Source organism: Ginsengibacter sp., from assembly GCF_057362405.1.
The window spans coordinates 1-16,531 of the sequence record NZ_JBMQQG010000212.1; the positions used below are offsets into that span (position 1 = coordinate 1).

At 36.8% G+C, this 16,531-nt stretch carries 15 protein-coding genes; 6 read left to right on the forward strand and 9 right to left on the reverse strand.

Going from position 1 to position 16,531, the window contains the following annotated elements; translation table 11 throughout:
• The 3 genes from ACO1O5_RS18120 to hemA all read right to left on the reverse strand — a co-directional run.
• Positions 1–709 (reverse strand): uroporphyrinogen-III synthase (locus ACO1O5_RS18120; RefSeq protein WP_486272735.1); only part of this gene is annotated, 709 nt, incomplete at its 3' end.
• Positions 696–1,622 carry a hydroxymethylbilane synthase gene (hemC, locus tag ACO1O5_RS18125; RefSeq protein WP_486272737.1) on the reverse strand — a complete coding sequence of 309 codons (927 nt, stop codon included), beginning with the start codon at positions 1,620–1,622 and terminating at the stop codon, positions 696–698. The genes ACO1O5_RS18120 and hemC, both read right to left, overlap by 14 nt.
• Positions 1,619–2,827, reverse strand: coding sequence for a glutamyl-tRNA reductase (hemA, locus tag ACO1O5_RS18130; protein WP_486272739.1), 1,209 nt, complete (start codon positions 2,825–2,827; stop codon positions 1,619–1,621). The genes hemC and hemA overlap by 4 nt, the downstream gene beginning before the upstream one ends.
• A gap of 330 nt (positions 2,828–3,157) precedes the next feature.
• Here hemA and hemH point away from each other — a divergent pair, with 330 nt between their 5' ends.
• Both hemH and ACO1O5_RS18140 read left to right on the forward strand, forming a co-directional pair.
• Positions 3,158–4,180, forward strand: coding sequence for a ferrochelatase (gene hemH, locus ACO1O5_RS18135; RefSeq protein ID WP_486272741.1), 1,023 nt, complete (start codon positions 3,158–3,160; stop codon positions 4,178–4,180).
• Positions 4,181–4,189: 9 nt separating this feature from the next.
• A complete protein-coding gene (locus ACO1O5_RS18140) occupies positions 4,190–4,717 on the forward strand; it encodes a CopD family protein (protein WP_486272742.1) in 528 nt (175 codons plus the stop codon).
• Positions 4,718–4,731: 14 nt separating this feature from the next.
• Here ACO1O5_RS18140 and ACO1O5_RS18145 read toward each other — a convergent pair whose 3' ends face one another.
• A complete protein-coding gene (locus ACO1O5_RS18145; protein WP_486272744.1) occupies positions 4,732–5,667 on the reverse strand; it encodes a helix-turn-helix domain-containing protein in 936 nt (311 codons plus the stop codon).
• Between the two features lie 225 nt (positions 5,668–5,892).
• On the opposite strand from ACO1O5_RS18145, the gene gyrB reads away from it, so the two are divergent.
• From gyrB to ACO1O5_RS18160, 3 genes are all read left to right on the forward strand, one after another.
• Positions 5,893–7,872 carry a DNA topoisomerase (ATP-hydrolyzing) subunit B gene (gyrB, locus tag ACO1O5_RS18150; protein ID WP_486272746.1) on the forward strand — a complete coding sequence of 660 codons (1,980 nt, stop codon included), beginning with the start codon at positions 5,893–5,895 and terminating at the stop codon, positions 7,870–7,872.
• Between the two features lie 174 nt (positions 7,873–8,046).
• Entirely contained in the window at positions 8,047–9,204 is a 1,158-nt protein-coding gene (locus tag ACO1O5_RS18155) for a hypothetical protein (RefSeq protein ID WP_486272748.1), read from the forward strand.
• 116 nt (positions 9,205–9,320) lie between these two features.
• Positions 9,321–9,521: a hypothetical protein gene (locus ACO1O5_RS18160; RefSeq protein WP_486272750.1), complete on the forward strand. Its 201-nt coding sequence runs from the start codon at positions 9,321–9,323 to the stop codon at positions 9,519–9,521.
• 89 nt (positions 9,522–9,610) lie between these two features.
• On the opposite strand, the gene mfd is transcribed toward ACO1O5_RS18160, so the two are convergent.
• On the reverse strand, positions 9,611–13,051 hold the full coding sequence (mfd, locus tag ACO1O5_RS18165; RefSeq protein WP_486272752.1) for a transcription-repair coupling factor: 3,441 nt from the start codon (positions 13,049–13,051) through the stop codon (positions 9,611–9,613).
• Between the two features lie 149 nt (positions 13,052–13,200).
• Between mfd and ACO1O5_RS18170 the strand changes: the two genes are divergently transcribed.
• Positions 13,201–13,959, forward strand: a complete 759-nt coding sequence (locus ACO1O5_RS18170) for a ferredoxin--NADP reductase (protein WP_486272754.1) — start codon at positions 13,201–13,203, stop codon at positions 13,957–13,959.
• A 31-nt stretch (positions 13,960–13,990) separates the two neighbouring features.
• Here the strand turns inward: ACO1O5_RS18170 and ACO1O5_RS18175 are convergent, their stop codons facing one another.
• The 4 genes from ACO1O5_RS18175 to dtd all read right to left on the reverse strand — a co-directional run.
• Positions 13,991–14,113, reverse strand: a complete 123-nt coding sequence (locus ACO1O5_RS18175) for a hypothetical protein (RefSeq protein ID WP_486272756.1) — start codon at positions 14,111–14,113, stop codon at positions 13,991–13,993.
• Between the two features lie 112 nt (positions 14,114–14,225).
• Positions 14,226–15,698: a glycine--tRNA ligase gene (locus tag ACO1O5_RS18180; RefSeq protein WP_486272758.1), complete on the reverse strand. Its 1,473-nt coding sequence runs from the start codon at positions 15,696–15,698 to the stop codon at positions 14,226–14,228.
• A 48-nt stretch (positions 15,699–15,746) separates the two neighbouring features.
• Positions 15,747–16,079: a nucleotide pyrophosphohydrolase gene (locus ACO1O5_RS18185; RefSeq protein ID WP_486272760.1), complete on the reverse strand. Its 333-nt coding sequence runs from the start codon at positions 16,077–16,079 to the stop codon at positions 15,747–15,749.
• Between the two features lie 90 nt (positions 16,080–16,169).
• On the reverse strand, positions 16,170–16,531 hold a 362-nt coding region (dtd, locus tag ACO1O5_RS18190; RefSeq protein WP_486272762.1), incomplete at its 5' end, for a D-aminoacyl-tRNA deacylase.

A 16,531-nucleotide genomic window follows, 5' to 3' on the forward strand; every position in this document is an offset into this window, starting at 1 on the left:
TAATGTTGCTTTTGCTGAAATGATTAATTGCAAGTTGTACTAATTTTTTTTTTCCGGGGGTTTCAGCAATGATAACAGGCTGTTGACTAAAAGGTTTTATTGCGTTTGCAGTTGTGGCACCGATTGCAAATATTTTTGTTGTGTAGCTTAATGAATTTTTTGAAAAAAAACTTTGCACAGCACTGGGGCTAAAGAATAAAATACCATCATATTGTTTCGCCAAAACGGATGGTGTTTCAATCGTTTTATAAACTACTACCTCATTAACCTTTATCCCACCTCCATTGAGGTTGTCGGGTAAATCATCCCTTCGTTTATCGCCACAAAAAAAAGTAATATTTTGTATTGATGAATTTCGAAGAATTAATTTTGATAAGCTTTCTGCATTTTCGGCAAAGCCCGCAATTGACTCTTCTCCAAAAAATTTCTTCACCAATCTTTTGGTTGTATTTCCAACACAAAATACTTTCCATGAAATCCGCTCTTCAATAAACTTAGCAACTGCATTCACAGAATTGCTACTGGTGAAAACCGCCGTTATTTTTTGACTGGATAATTTTCTTATTTTCATTTCAATTTCTACATCGCCGATATCTTCTGTTGTTATGAAAGAAATTTCATCAATAATAATGTCATTCTCAGCTGCGTCTTTAATGAGCTCTTCAGCAACAGGTCCGGTGCTTAATATTTGAATTTTATTTTTCAGCATTCCTTAACCTGTATATTATTTTTTCTGCTTCTTTATTTTTCAATAGTTCTGCACCTGCGGCTTCCCCCAGTACATCACTACCTTGTGTAGACGTAGTTTTTTCCACTTCGATTTTTTGTTTTCCATCGGGACTGCAAACATTGCCTTTAAAATTTACAGTTCCATTTTCAACTGTAGCCAAAGCGCTTATTGGTGTCGAGCATCCGCCCATCAAAGCCCTTAAAAAATCTCTTTCAATTTTTGCACATAAAGCGGTTGTTTCATCATTCAACGCATTAGATATCTCAAAGGATGACTGATCTGCTGTTCTGCAGACAATGCCAATGGCACCTTGTGCTGGTGCCGGCAACATCCAATCCAGGTCAATGGAATTTGAAGGACGAAGATTAATACGCTCAAGCCCGGCAGCGGCAAAGATGGCGCCATTCCAATTATGCTCATTTATTTTTCTTAACCGTGTGTTTACGTTTCCACGCAGATTCTCAAAAACGTGATTGGGATACTTGTTTAACCATTGCGCTTTGCGTCGTGTACTGCTGGTAGCAATTATAGCACTTCCATTATTATCTCCTAAAAAAGAATGATCATTTTTATAAACAAAAATATCTTTACAAGAGGCCCGCTTTAAAACTGCAGCCAATTGAATTCCCTCTGCCAGTCTAGTCGGCACATCTTTTAAAGAATGGACGGCTATATCAATGCGATTATTTAATAATGCCGCATCGAGAGATTTTGTAAAAATGCCCTGTACACCTATTTCATACAAAGGAGTGATTGTATCAATATCGCCTTCGCTTTTTATATAAACCAATTCGGAAATAACCTGATTTTTTGATAGCAGGTTTTGCACAAGTGTAGCTTGCCATACAGCCAATTGGCTTTCACGTGTTCCTATCTTAATAATCTTTTTCAATTCATGTGAAGGTAACTGCTTAAAGCAGTAATACACTGGCAACCCTTATTGTTTTGCTGGTGCAATTGTATCGCGAGCGAAGATACGGCTTTATGTATTTTGGCTTCAAAAGCTTCGTTGGTAAGATGTATTTCGCTTAATTGGTAGAGCTGCGATTTTACTATGCGCAATGCGGGGTTAATACCCTGTTTGCGATACCAGTTACATAGATCCAACATGGTTCGTTTAATAACTTCCATTGCCTTGGGAATTTCGGCCTGGCGCAGAGAGATTGTTTTGTCAAGTATGGCTGATATTTCATCTACATTTAAAAGATGTATTCCTGCTAAATTTTTAACAGTAGGATCAACATTTTGTGGCACTGAAAGATCCAATATCAATCTTGATTTACTATTCGTAAAAAACGAAGGAAGAATATTGTATGTTTCTGCCGCTGAACTAACTATAATGATATCAGCATCATCGCATGCGTGAGCTAAATTTTTATAAGGCACGAACGCTGCACCACATTCTTGTGCTAATTCAAGTGCTTTTTTATCGGTACGGTTTGTAAAGAAAAGTGACGAATTTGATAAGTAGTTCTTAAGATTCTTGCCAATATGGTTTCCAAATTTACCCGCTCCAACCAGCAGGATTTTTTTAGTGCTGATATCTGAGACTCTTTCTTTAATAATTTCAATTGCAGCATAGGAAACTGATACGGTTCCAGAGCTTAAATTGGTAGTAGTTTTTATTTCTTTAGAAGATTGAAGCGAATAGTTAATGACCCTTTCCATAAAACTGTTAAGGCAATTATTATCCTTAGACACTTTTGCTGCCAACTTTAATTGCGAAAGAATTTCGTAGTCACCAATTATCTGTGAATCCAGTCCGGCAGCTACCTTAAACAAATGCTCCACTGTTGTAAGCCCCTTGTACTGATATCCATGTTCAACAAAATCTTTCATGTTGCCATGCGTGTGAATGCAAAGCATTTCAATTAATTGATTAGGATGGTCACAAATCCCGTAAATTTCTGTTCTGTTGCAGGTAGAAAGAACCATGCAACCAGGAAATCTTTTTTGAACGGCTTCTTTCAATAATAAAACGGAGTGCTCTGGCAATAATGAAAATTTACCGCGAATGCTTATATCACTTTTACGATAATTAATACCTGCTACGCAGAAATTGTCTAGAAATTGATGTACTGGTTCCTCTATAATCATGAAGTCTGCAAATTTATTTTTATAAAAATCCGGCAATGTCACATGAATGTCATAATGCGTTTATTAAACTCCTGAGGTGCCGAATGACCGTTTTTGTTTTCTAATGAAGTGTCAAAGGAAATCAAAACTAATTTTTTTTTAAATGACCGTTATCAGATTTCTACATGACGTTGCTCAATTGAGTATGGATTGAAATATTATTAGTACTAAATTAAAACTCTCAATTAATATATATCGAAATATATATCGCAAGTGGTTGCGAGGAACGCAAAATTTATAATGGGATTAAATTACTGATAACCGGCTTACATTTGCGGATATTTTTTTAAAATGACAGTAAAAAGAGGAATTCTATTAATGAATTTGGGCTCTCCAGATTCTACAGATGTAAAAGATTTACGAAAATATCTCGACGAGTTTTTGATGGACGAAAGGGTGATTGATAAATCCTGGATATTTAGGGCCCTATTAGTTAAAGGAATTATTGTTCCTTTCCGTGCGCCGAAATCTGCCGAAGCTTACAAGGCTATCTGGACAGACAAAGGTTCTCCTTTAGTTGAAACAACAAGACAATTAAAAGCAGCTTTGGAAAAGGAAATTGATGAACCTGTAGAAATTGCCATGCGCTATGGGAATCCGGGACCTGAAGAAGGTTTTGATGCTTTATTAAAAAGAGACCCGTCGATAAAAGAAGTTGTAGCACTACCGCTCTATCCTCACTATGCTATGTCCAGTTATGAAACGGCAGTAGAATATGCTAAAGAAATTCATAAGAAGAAAAAATATTCCTTTAGACTTTCTTTTGTAGAACCTTTTTATGATGAGCCAGATTATTTAAATGCATTAGCTGAAAATATAAAACCTTTTTTAAACCAGCCATACGACCAGATACTATTTAGTTACCATGGCATACCGGAAAGGCATATACGCAAAAGTGATGTAACGGGTTGTCATTGCCTGCAAACTGAAAATTGTTGCGACGTGCCATCCACAGCACATGCTTATTGTTACCGCCACCAGGTTTTTACAACCACAAAAAGAGTAACTGAAATTTTAGGCATACCAAAAGATAAATTCAGTATTTCATTTCAATCCCGACTGGGAAAAGGATGGCTTACACCCTTTACTGACATAAGATTACAGGAGTTGCCAGCTGAAGGAATCAAAAAGTTATTAATTCTTTGCCCGGCTTTTGTCAGCGATTGCCTGGAAACATTAGAAGAAATAAACATAAGAGGCAAAGAAGAATTTATGAAGGCCGGCGGAGAATCGTATACTATGATTCCCTGTCTCAATGTAAATCCTTTGTGGGTGAAGTCAGTTGCTAAATATGTAACATCCGATGACAAATAAAACTCAACAATGACTTATTTCTACATTAAAGCCCTCCATATAATTTTTATAGTCACCTGGTTTGCGGGGCTTTTTTATATGGTACGACTTTTTGTTTATAGTGCAGAAGCAAACGACAAATCTGAGCCTGAAAGGTCTATTCTGCTCAAGCAATTTGGATTGATGCAGAAGAGGCTTTGGTATGGCATTACATGGCCTTCGGCAATTCTCACATTAATTTTTGGAACCTGGATTGGCATCTTATACGGAAGTTTACCCACGTGGCTCCTCGTGAAACTAATTTTTGTCTTGGGTCTATTTATATATCAGTTGAGCCTTCAATCAATCTTTAGCCAGCAACAAGAAGAAAATTTTAAATGGACATCGCAGAGATTAAGAATGTGGAATGAAGTTGCAACGCTTTTTCTAATTGCCATAGTTATGCTTGCCGTAGTAAAAGAATTACTCAGTTTGGCTTGGGGCCTTGGCGTATTGGCCATAGTAACATTGTTACTTTTGCTCGCAATAAAAATTTATAAAAAATTCAGGAAAGATTAGAAACCCAACTGACGTTAGTGAAACAACAATTCACAAGGTTTTAAGCCGGTATGTTTTTTAAAAGCGGTAGAAAAATGGGAGATAGAAGAATAGCCCAGTAATGCAGAAACATCGGTAACACTTAGCTCTTTTTCATACAAAAGATATTTGGCGTGTTCCATGCGCTGACTTTGAAAAAAATCGAATATGGTGGTACCATACATTTCTTTAAAGCCTTTCTTTAAATAACATTCATTGATGGCAGCTTTGCGGCTGAGTTCCTTTATAGTCAAGGGCTCACTAATATGCTCCAGTAATATTTTACGGGCCAATGCAATTTTCTCTCTGTCTGCATCATTGGCCAAAAATTTACAGCTAAAAGTTTCTTCGCTATCACCGGCCATACATTCCATGCTATATAACAATAGCATTTGTGTTTGCGCATTAATAAAAATATTCTCCATGCTTTCTGAATAGGTATGATTCAATAAAGCATCAAGCACACTTTTTGTTCTGCTGCAAAGAGGCAAAGATTTTGAAAATGATGTAGTGTGACTAAAATTTAAAATGCTTTCAGAAAATGAGTTAGTTTTTATACTTTTTACAAATTGTGAAAGGTGATCTGAATTAAATCGAAAACTGGCAACATCAACGGTGTCAATTATTTCCTGGCAGCGCTCAGATTGCGCATTTTTGCAAAAATTGCATTCGGAATCTTTTTGCCTGCAATAACGGTTTCCTGTAGCACAAAAGACTAGTTCCAGGCTGCCTTGTTTTGTGTCTTCTGATTTATAATGATACACCAGTACACCAGTATCTTCAAAATTATGCTGAGGCAATTTCCGGTAACGATTAATCACATATTGAACTGTTCCGGGAATCTTTTGAACCTTGCGATGCACCAATTCCATTTCCTCATGCATCAAGGGACGATTAAGTGCTACCGATAATATATTTTGAATTGGTTCCATTTTAAAAGATTGCAAAGATAACGAAGATATCGATATGCATTTCCTGACCTTAAATTGTAGAATTTCAGTCGCAATTTTCGGCCGTATTTTTTAGTTATCCACATTACTTAAAAATAACCCCAAAATGCTATTTTATTGGCTATTTTATTCGCATATTAGGCACATTATTCGTACCTTTGCACGATTATAATTTTAAAGCTTTAACAGCGAATTTTATCCCTTTTTATGACAGCAGAAACAGCAGAAGTAATTACCCCCAAATTAGATGGTTATGGTGCAGATAGTATCCAGGTTCTGGAAGGTCTTGAGGCAGTAAGAAAACGGCCTGCGATGTATATTGGCGACGTTGGTAATAAAGGTCTTCATCACCTGGTATACGAAGTGGTAGATAACTCTATTGATGAGGCTTTGGCAGGTTACTGTAAAAACATTGTCGTTACCATTAACGAAGATAATTCCATAACGGTGAAAGACGATGGCCGCGGTATACCAACAGGTATAATGACGAAGGAAAAGAGAAGCGCTCTTGAGGTTGTGATGACTGTGCTTCATGCAGGAGGAAAATTTGATAAGAATACTTATAAAGTAAGTGGCGGTTTGCACGGTGTGGGCGTAAGTTGCGTAAATGCTTTAAGTACTAAATTTCATGTAGCGGTAAACCGTGACGGGAAAATATTTGAGCAGGAATATGCAAAGGGAATTCCACAATATAAAGTTCGTGAAATTGGAGAAAGTAATACAACCGGAACTGAAATTCAATTTTGGCCAGATACTTCAATTTTTATAGTTTCCGATTACAATAGAGAAATACTTGAAGGTCGATTAAGAGAACTCGCATTTTTAAATAAAAAAATCCGTATCGTATTAAATGACCTGCGGGAAAAAGATGATGACGGAAAAACGTATTCCAAAACTTTTTACAGTGAAGGAGGAATTGTTGAGTTTGTTGAATTAATTGACAAAAATGGCAGCCGCCAGGCGTTACTTCCTAACATAATTTATTGCGACGGCCATGATGAAGTTAATAATGTTGTAGTGGAAGTGGCCATGATTTACAATACAGGTTACCAGGAGCATCTCTTTAGTTATGTAAATAACATTAACACCATTGAGGGCGGAACGCATGTTTCGGGCTTCCGAAGGTCTATAACCCGTGTGTTTAAAAGTTATGGAGAGAAGGAAGGTATGTTTGAAAAAGCAAAAGTTGTTATCGAAGGCGATGACTTTCGGGAAGGGCTAACCGCAGTTATTTCAGTAAAAGTTCCCGAGCCCCAGTTTGAAGGGCAAACCAAAACCAAGTTGGGTAACAACGAGGTGATGGGTATAGTGGATTCAACACTAAGTCGTGTGTTGGTTGCTTACCTGGAAGAAAATCCAAGAGATGCCAAAACAATTATTCAAAAAGTTATTTTAGCAGCACAAGCAAGAGCTGCTGCAAAAAAGGCCCGCGAAATGGTTCAGCGTAAAAGCGTACTAACGGGGGGCGGATTGCCCGGCAAACTTGCTGATTGCAGCGATAAGGATCCTTTCCGGTGCGAAATATTTTTAGTGGAAGGAGATTCTGCGGGTGGAACTGCCAAACAGGGGCGGGATAGAAGTTTCCAGGCAATACTTCCGCTGCGTGGCAAAATTTTGAATGTTGAAAAAGCGATGGAACATCGTATTTACGACAATGAGGAAATAAGAAATATGTTTACGGCGCTTGGTGTAAAAGTGGGCACTGTTGATGATCCCAAGGCTTTAGATATAACAAAGCTTCGCTATCATAAACTGATAATTATGACGGATGCTGATGTGGATGGTAGCCACATTGCAACACTTATATTGACGTTCGTTTTTAGATATATGAAGGAATTGGTTGAACAGGGATATGTTTATATAGCGCAGCCTCCGTTGTATTTATTGAAGAAGGGCAAAGAACAATCTTATGCATGGAACGATGAAGACCGGAAGGCGTGGATTCAAAAAGTTGCCGAAGGTAAAGAGGATGCTGTTCATATACAACGCTATAAAGGTCTTGGTGAAATGAACTCCGAACAGCTTTGGGAAACAACAATGAATCCTGATACAAGAACGTTAAAGTTGGTAACTATTGATAGTGCGGTGGAAGCTGACCGTGTGTTTAGTATGCTCATGGGAGATGAAGTTCCGCCACGCAGGGAATTTATTGAGACGCATGCCAAATATGCAAGATTAGATGTATAAATTTTAATGCTGACAATGTATTTATAAAGCCTTCTCAATACCATGACAAGGCTTTTTTATTTCACTGTATTGTAAACTTTCTTACTAACCTCCTTTATTAAACATAGTAAGTTCTTTTTTAAACGCATAGGCGTAATATTGCATCCTCAAACCATTTGACATATAATTCAATTCATGAAATCTCTTACCGGAAAAATATTATCGTTCTTATTATTGATGACAACAATAAGTGCTACGGCACAAATTGACTATCCCACATTCAAAAGCGAAATACCCGTTATAGCCGCCGACAGCCAACAATTATCGTTTAATCTATACAATTTAAATTATATAAATAATACAGAATGGTTTGGCAATATTCCTTTAAGCGGAACTTTGTTTGGATATCAAATTATTCCCGAGATAGAATATCAAATTTCACCGAAGCTTATTATTAAAGGAGGTTTATATCTTCAAAAGGAATTCGGCAGGCCACATTATACCACCGTAGATCCGACTTTTTCTATAAAGTACAGAGCAAAACATTCATCATTTATTTTGGGCACGCTGGAAGGGAACAATAACCATCAATATATTGAACCTATTTATGATTACAAATTAATAATAAACGAACGGCTCGAAAACGGATTTCAATTTAAAGTGGATACAAAGCCGTATACTCATGATTTTTTTATTAACTGGAGAGTAGCGATACACCCTGGGGATCCGTTTAAAGAACAATTTGATATTGGATATGTCTCGAAGATTAATATTATAGATAATCAGAAAATTAATGTGGCAATTCCTCTCCAACTCTTATATACTCATAAAGGGGGTCAATATGATTCGCTGTCCAACGTACCACTGCAGTCTATCGTTAATAGTGCTGTGGGTGCGTCGCTTACATATAAAGTAAATCATAAATTATTACAGAAGATAGTGTTCGATAATTACTACGTAAATTATAAAGACATTTCGGGTGATAAACGCCAGGCTTTCAATGAAGGAAATGGTTTTTTGTCTCACCTCTTATTTGCTTTTAAGAACGTGGGAATTGATTTGAGATATTGGAATGGCCAAGGATATATTGCGCCCAGGGGAATGGCTTTGTTCCAATCTGTTTCCGAAAAATATCCCGGACTTGTTGAAAAACATCGTGAACTTTTAATAGCCAGTTTTATTTATGATAAGGAAATTTTTAAAAATGTAAATTTTGATTTCAGGATTATACCCTATAAAGATTTTATCGAACATATTTCAAGCGGAACAGGTCTCGAGTACTCCTATGAGATGTATTTAAAGTATAATTTGAAATTTAATCTTAAAAAAATTAAGAACTCTTTCAACAACTAAAAAACGCCTGTGAGGAAATATATACTATAAAATACCCATAAATAACTAAATTTGGCACTTACTGTCAACTGACAATTGGCTATAAACCAACTTTATTAACTATAAACCCAATCAAAATGTCAAAAATGATAACAGCCTATTGCATGAAAACCAAAGAGAAAAACGTTCCTATGCAGAATGCAGTAATAACAAAAACTTCTAGAGGTGGATATATGGCCCAGGGCGACGATGGCAAGGGAAACAAAATGACAACTATGCTAAGCGAAGCTAATGCGCTACAGGCTGTAAAAGACGGCGTTGCTAAACAGGGTTGGTAAAACTTCAATAAAAAATTTCGAGCGATATGGTAATACTATGTCGCTATTTTTATTTATGGGAGTAAATGAAGACTTGACCCCGGCCGAATTCATGAATTTTGCAGCAATACTTCTTTCGGAGTAGCGGCCTTATGCATCTTCTTCAAAAAATCATACATAGCCTTCATACTATGAATATCCTTTACAAATAAAATTCCATTTCTGCCAACCTGTTTTAATCTTGCTTTATTGGTTTGGGTTTGAATAAAATTTAAAATCTTCGTGAAAGTTTCACTATTGAAGTAAGGTGAATCCGCATTGGCCACAAAGAAGCATTTTAAGGTATTATCTTTTAAGATCATCTTTTCAAAACCTAGATCAACTGCCAGTTTTCTGCAACGTACTGTTGTAAAAAGATCTTCCACCTGCGGTGGAATAGCGCCAAACCTGTCGATCATTTCTTTATGAAAATCGGAAAGTTCTTTTTCGTTTTCACAATTGTCAAGTCTTGAATAAAGACTCAATCTTTCCGTAATACTTTCAACATATTCATCGGGAATTAATATTTCCAGGTCAGTATCTATTGTACAATCAGAAACATAATCATCCTGCTTTTGTATTTCTTCTTTAAACAATTCTTTAAATTCTTTTCTTTTCAATTCACGAATCGCTTCATCCAAAATTTTCTGGTACATTTCAAAGCCGATCTCTGCAATAAAACCACTTTGTTCGCCCCCGAGTAAATTTCCGGCTCCACGTATATCAAGGTCACGCATCGCAATCTGGAAGCCACTTCCCAGGTCGCTGTATTGTTCAAGTGTAGTCAAACGTTTACGGCTATCCGCAGGTAAGGTGCTCATTGGCGGCGCCAATAAATAACAAAATGCTTTTTTATTGCTTCTGCCAACACGGCCTCTTAACTGGTGCAAATCACTTAATCCAAATTGGTGCGCATTGTTTACAATTATCGTATTTACATTGGGGATATCAACGCCACTTTCAATAATGTTGGTACATACCAGCACATCATATTTCCGGTCCATAAAATCAAGAATGGTTTCTTCAAGTTTGTCACCTTCCATTTGTCCATGTGCAAAAGCAATACTAAGGTCGGGACACAATCCTTGCAGCAAGGCACGCATCTCGCTTAGCCCATGTACACGATTATGAATGAAGAAAACCTGGCCGCCTCTCTCTGATTCATAATAGATGGCATCTCTAATAAAATCTTCATTAAAAACATGTACTTCAGTTTGAATAGGCTGGCGGTTTGGTGGTGGTGTGTTTATGATGCTCAAATCTCTTGCGCCCATTAAACTAAACTGGAGCGTTCTTGGTATAGGCGTTGCCGTTAGTGTTAGCGAATCAACCGTTGTTCTTATTTGTTTTAATTTCTCTTTTGCAGATACGCCAAATTTTTGTTCTTCATCAATTACCATTAAACCGAGATCTTTAAACTTTACTTCTTTTCCTAGTAAAGCATGAGTTCCGATTATGATATCGATTTTACCTTCATGTACTTTCTGTAAAGTTTCTTTTTTTTCTTTTGAAGATTTAAAACGGTTGATATAGTCTACCGTTACGGGAAAATCTTTTAAACGCTCACTGAAAGTTTTATAATGCTGGTAGGCAAGAATTGTTGTAGGAACCAATACCGCGGCCTGTTTCCCGTCAAGGCAAGTTTTGAAAGCAGCACGTATGGCTACTTCTGTCTTGCCAAAGCCTACATCGCCGCACACGAGCCTGTCCATCGGCGAAGGCTTTTCCATGTCATTTTTTACATCGGTAACTGCTTTATTTTGATCAGGCGTGTCTTCGTAAACAAATGATGCTTCCAGTTCAGTCTGCATATAATTATCGGGCGAATGAGAGAAGCCTTTTAAACTTTTTCTTTGCGCATATAATTTAATAAGATCAGTGGCGATATCTTTTACCTGCTTCTTAGTTTTGTCTTTAAGCTTATTCCATACATCACTACCCAGTTTATTCATTTTTGGCACCGTCCCCTCTTTACCGCTGTATTTACTTATTTTATGAAGAGATGAGATATTCACATATAAAAGATCATTATCCTTATAAACAATTCTTACCGCTTCCTGCACTCTTCCATTTGCTTCAATCTTCTGTAAGCCACTGTAAACGCCAACACCATGATCAATATGTGTTACATAATCGCCGGGCTGGAGTTCCCGCAACGTTTTCAAAGTAAGCGCTTTGTTTTTGCTAAAAGCCTGCCTTACCCTGTATTTATGATAACGTTGAAATATCTGGTGATCCGTATAGCAAATAATTTTCAAATCATTATCAATATAACCTTCATGTATAGACGTGGGAATGGGCGTAAAATTAATTTCAGCATTAAGGTCTCTGAAAATAGTATGTAATCTTTCTAACTGTTTCGGATTGTCTGCGAAGATGTAGATACTGTATTTTTTTAGTTCATAATTTTTCAGATTGTCAATTAGCAAATTAAAATTCCTGTTGAATGCCGGTTGCGGTGCTGTATTGAAATTTACAGCTGTCGCATCTGCATATTGAGGTGTATTATTTTTTAGGAAATAGGATTTAGTACCGATCTCAATAACGTGTCTCTGTTTTATTTGCTCTTCCAACACTGAAGCATTTACAAAATCATTTACCGAAATATCTTTTTTCTGATTTAGCTCATCTTCGGTATCTTCTATCTTTTTTGTTATGTCGCTCTTTAAACTATCAATAAATAATTGAACATCGCCGATCTGTTCTTCAATTATCTCTTTAATAAATTCCCAATCTTCCATCCACGTGACTGTATTTTCATTTAGAAAATTTAGAAGCGAAACCTTTTCACCGGTTGCAAATTGAGTTTCAACGTTGGGAATAATATTTACCTGTAGCAGTTTCCTTTCACTCAATTGCGTTTCAGGATCAAAAATCCTAATACTATCGATATCATTGCCGAAAAGCTCAATGCGGTAAGGCTTTTCGTTGCCATACGAATAAATATCAAGTATGCCTCCGCGAACCGCAAATTGGCCGGGTTCGTATACAAAATCGGTGCGGTCAAAACCATAATCAACGAATCGTGCAAGCAATGCATCTACATTTATTGTTTCGCCTTGTTTAAATGAAATGATATTTTCTGAAAGCGTTTTTGATAAGACCACCTTTTCAAAAATAGCTTCAGGATAGGTAACAATAATTTTGCGATTTCCGCCAGCAGATAGTTTAGTCAATGCCTCAGTTCTTAACATCACATGGCTGCTGTTAAGAATGCTGTAATTTTTCTTATTCTTAAATGATGAAGGGAAATAAAAAACATCTAGCGCCTTTGTAATATTTTCAATTGTATTATGAAAATAGGCTGCTTCTTCTGCATCTCTCAGAATTACAAGATGATTGAGTTGCGAGCTAAGAGAATGATTGAAAACCGAAGAGACTATGAATTGTGGGGCGCTGCCACTAAGTCCCGGAAGGTGCAGGTGCTGAGGTTTGGACAATAGTATTTTATCCACAATTGTAAAAATGCGGGAATCTTTTTCGTACAAATTCATCAACACATCCAGGTTCATTCAACAGCTTTTATCACCGCAACGAAGGTAAGTGTATTTTCATCTTTACCCAACTAAGAGGCAATATATAACATCATTATAATGAATAATAAAATGTAAATTTTTCAATTAGAAATTTCATTTGTATTTTACCCGAAATTTATCTGTTTATGGCACTGCAACCCTGGCGTACGGGAACGGTTATACGAATTGAGGACGAAACTTATAACACGAAACGTTTTTTTATTAAAGTTGATGAACTGGAGTCTTTCGATTTTAAACCGGGCCAATTTGTAACGTTCGATCTTCCTATTCACGAGCATGTTAATAAGAGATGGCGTAGTTATTCCATAGCGAGTTGGCCGGATGGAACTAATGTATTTGAATTATTAATTGTTTTATTAGAGGGCGGCGCAGGCACTAATTATTTGTTTAATGAAGTAAGGGTTGGAAGCGAAGTTACATTAAGAGGCCCCCAGGGCCATTTTACATTGCCTGTGCATATTGAGAAAGATTTATTTTTTATATGCACGGGTACAGGCATTGCACCTTTCAGAAGTATGCTTAATTATATCCAATTGCATAATATTTCCCATAAAAATTTGTACCTCATATTTGGATGTCGTACCAAAAGGGATCTTTTATATCATGAAGAGATGAAAGCGCTGGAGAAAAGATTAACAACTTTTACTTACATGCCAACGCTAAGCCGGGAAGGATGGGATGCCGGCGAAGGCTATACCGGTTATGTTCATAGCTTGTATGAAGAAATATGTAAAAAAAATAACGAAGCATGTGAGGACATTCAGAACCTGAAACCAGCTTCTTTTTATTTATGTGGATGGAAAGCGATGATTGACGATGCCCGCAAAAATATTGCAGCACTAGGGTATGATAAAAAATCAGTTCATCTTGAACTGTATGGTTAATCAAAAATATTTTCAAAACACACGCATTAATTTAATACCAAAACAACACACTTATGGGCAACAAAACTCCCCACTTACGGGCGATGGCCATTTCATTATTTATTGTAGCTATCTCTTTCCTGAACTTCGCCAGGTTAACGGGTTCCCAATGCATAAGACCTATTCATATAGTTACCTTGTTGGTATGCGGAATGGGAATCGGAATATTCATCAGTAACTTATTTTCGGTTATCAGGAGCAGGAGTTAAATCCGGGTAAAACCAACTTTATCTTTCTATATTTTCATTGATTATTTTTCTTACATCGGCTAAAGCAATTCTTTCCTGCAGCATAGTATCCCTATATCGAATGGTGACTGTGTTATCTTCTTTTGTCTGGTGATCAATCGTTACACAAAATGGGGTTCCGATTGCATCCATTCTCCGGTAACGCTTGCCAATGCTATCTTTTTCTTCATAAAAAGTATGGAAGCTTTGTTTGCATTCGCTCATTAATTGTTTGGCAATGTCCGGCAAGCCATCTTTTTTTAACAGCGGTAGTATCGCCAATTTATAGGGCGCAATTTTTGCCGGAATTCTCAACACAACACGACTATCTTCTGTTCCATCTTCCTTCGTCCATTTCTCATTAGCGTAAGAATTGCTTATAACGGTTAAGAATAAACGATCTAAACCAACGGACGTTTCTACAACGTAAGGAATGTAGTTACCAATTGGTTTGCCATTTTCATCCAGGTCATTATCATAATATTGCATTTTCTTTTTGCTGTAGAGTTGGTGATTTTTTAAATCAAAATCAGTGCGGCTGTGTATGCCTTCCAGTTCTTTCCAGCCAAAGGGGAATTCGAATTCAATATCGAGTGCCGCATCGGCATAATGGGCCAACTTAATATGATCATGAAAACGAAGTTTTTCTGCAGGTATGCCGAGGCTTTCGTGCCATTTTCTTCTCTCTTCTTTCCAATAGTTATACCATTGTATCTGCGTACCGGGGCGAATAAAGAACTGCATCTCCATTTGTTCAAATTCACGCATGCGAAAAATAAATTGTCTTGCTACAATTTCATTGCGGAATGCTTTGCCGGTTTGTGCAATGCCAAAAGGAATTTTCATTCTTCCGGTTTTTTGCACATTTAAAAAATTAACAAAAATGCCTTGGGCAGTTTCGGGGCGCAGGTACACTTTATTGTCTTCTTCATTGGCAGATACGGTAGAGCCGAACTCTGTCGAAAACATCAGGTTGAATTGTCGAATATCAGTCCAGTTGGCGGTTCCGCTAACTTCACATTTTATTTTGTTTTCCTCGATCAAATTTTTTAAGCCTGCAAAATCATCTTTAGCCACTAACTCATCCATGCTTTTTAATAATGCAAATTCTTCTTCTTTCTTTCCTTCGAATGCCAGCTTTTCTGCATGGGATTCTATGAGATGATCAACGCGATAACGCTTCTTGCTGTCTTTATTATCAATCATTGGATCGCTGAAATTATCAACGTGGCCACTTGCTTTCCATGTAAGCGGATGCATGAATATTGCTGCGTCTATGCCCACAATATTTTCATGAAGTTGGGTCATGCTTTTCCACCAATAATCACGGATGTTCTTTTTTAACTGGGCACCGTTTTGGCCATAATCATAAACGGCGCTTAATCCATCATAAATTTCACTCGATGGAAAAATGTATCCATACTCTTTGCAATGCGCTATTATCTCACTAAAATTGTTTTGTTCATTTGCCATAAGTTGGCAAAGATAGGTATGCACTTTAAATCTCCCTAAAAGAGCAGGTTACTTTAATTTTTTATTCTGTTTATGTCTTTCCATGTCCCTTAAAGTTTTCTTATGAAAGTTTTTCCGCAGCGCTTCAGTCAGGTCAACGCCAGTTTGGTTGGCAAGGCAAATTAAAACCCAGAGCACATCAGCCATTTCATCACTTAGTTTTTTATTTTTATCAGTTTCTTTAAAAGATTGTTCACCATAAATCCTAACCATTAATCTTGAGAGTTCACCAACTTCTTCCATCAAAATTCCGAGATTGGTTAACTCCCCGAAATATTTTACGCCAACAGATTTTACCCATTGGTCAACTTTTGCCTGAGCTTCTTTAATTGTTATATCCATAAATTATTTTTATTGCCAGAAATAGGCTGAGGCACAAAGTAAAGAATAAAACTTCCAGGTATTCGTCGCGCTTTCGTGTTTTTGTGGCTGTTACTCTTTTTTCTTGCTGTCCATAATTATCGTTACCGGTCCATCATTCACCAATGCAACTTTCATATCAGCTCCAAACACGCCTGTCTCAATTTTTTTACCGAAATCATTTTCTAATTGCTTAATTAATTTTTCATAGATAGGTATTGCTATTTCAGCTTTACTTGCTTTTATGTAAGATGGGCGGTTTCCTTTTTTTGTGGAAGCCTGTAAAGTGAACTGGCTTACTATTAAAATTTCACCATTTATATCTTTCACGGAAATATTAGGTACTTTATTTTCATCATCAAATATGCGCAGATTCACAATTTTATTACTTAACCAAATTACATCTTCATCAGTATCAGCATCTTCAATCCCCA

What these genes read in the sequence shown, in the direction of transcription:
- ACO1O5_RS18175 (WP_486272756.1), bottom strand. Translation starts at nt 14,113, where the DNA reads ATGCATTGGGAACCCGTTAACCTGGCGAAGTTCAGGAAAGAGATAGCT.
- ACO1O5_RS18160 (WP_486272750.1), top strand. Translation starts at nt 9,321, where the DNA reads ATGTCAAAAATGATAACAGCCTATTGCATGAAAACCAAAGAGAAAAAC.
- hemA (WP_486272739.1), bottom strand. Translation starts at nt 2,827, where the DNA reads ATGATTATAGAGGAACCAGTACATCAATTTCTAGACAATTTCTGCGTA.
- gyrB (WP_486272746.1), top strand. Translation starts at nt 5,893, where the DNA reads ATGACAGCAGAAACAGCAGAAGTAATTACCCCCAAATTAGATGGTTAT.
- ACO1O5_RS18185 (WP_486272760.1), bottom strand. Translation starts at nt 16,079, where the DNA reads ATGGATATAACAATTAAAGAAGCTCAGGCAAAAGTTGACCAATGGGTA.
- ACO1O5_RS18140 (WP_486272742.1), top strand. Translation starts at nt 4,190, where the DNA reads ATGACTTATTTCTACATTAAAGCCCTCCATATAATTTTTATAGTCACC.
- mfd (WP_486272752.1), bottom strand. Translation starts at nt 13,051, where the DNA reads ATGAACCTGGATGTGTTGATGAATTTGTACGAAAAAGATTCCCGCATT.
- ACO1O5_RS18155 (WP_486272748.1), top strand. Translation starts at nt 8,047, where the DNA reads ATGAAATCTCTTACCGGAAAAATATTATCGTTCTTATTATTGATGACA.
- ACO1O5_RS18180 (WP_486272758.1), bottom strand. Translation starts at nt 15,698, where the DNA reads ATGGCAAATGAACAAAACAATTTTAGTGAGATAATAGCGCATTGCAAA.
- ACO1O5_RS18170 (WP_486272754.1), top strand. Translation starts at nt 13,201, where the DNA reads ATGGCACTGCAACCCTGGCGTACGGGAACGGTTATACGAATTGAGGAC.
- ACO1O5_RS18145 (WP_486272744.1), bottom strand. Translation starts at nt 5,667, where the DNA reads ATGGAACCAATTCAAAATATATTATCGGTAGCACTTAATCGTCCCTTG.
- hemH (WP_486272741.1), top strand. Translation starts at nt 3,158, where the DNA reads ATGACAGTAAAAAGAGGAATTCTATTAATGAATTTGGGCTCTCCAGAT.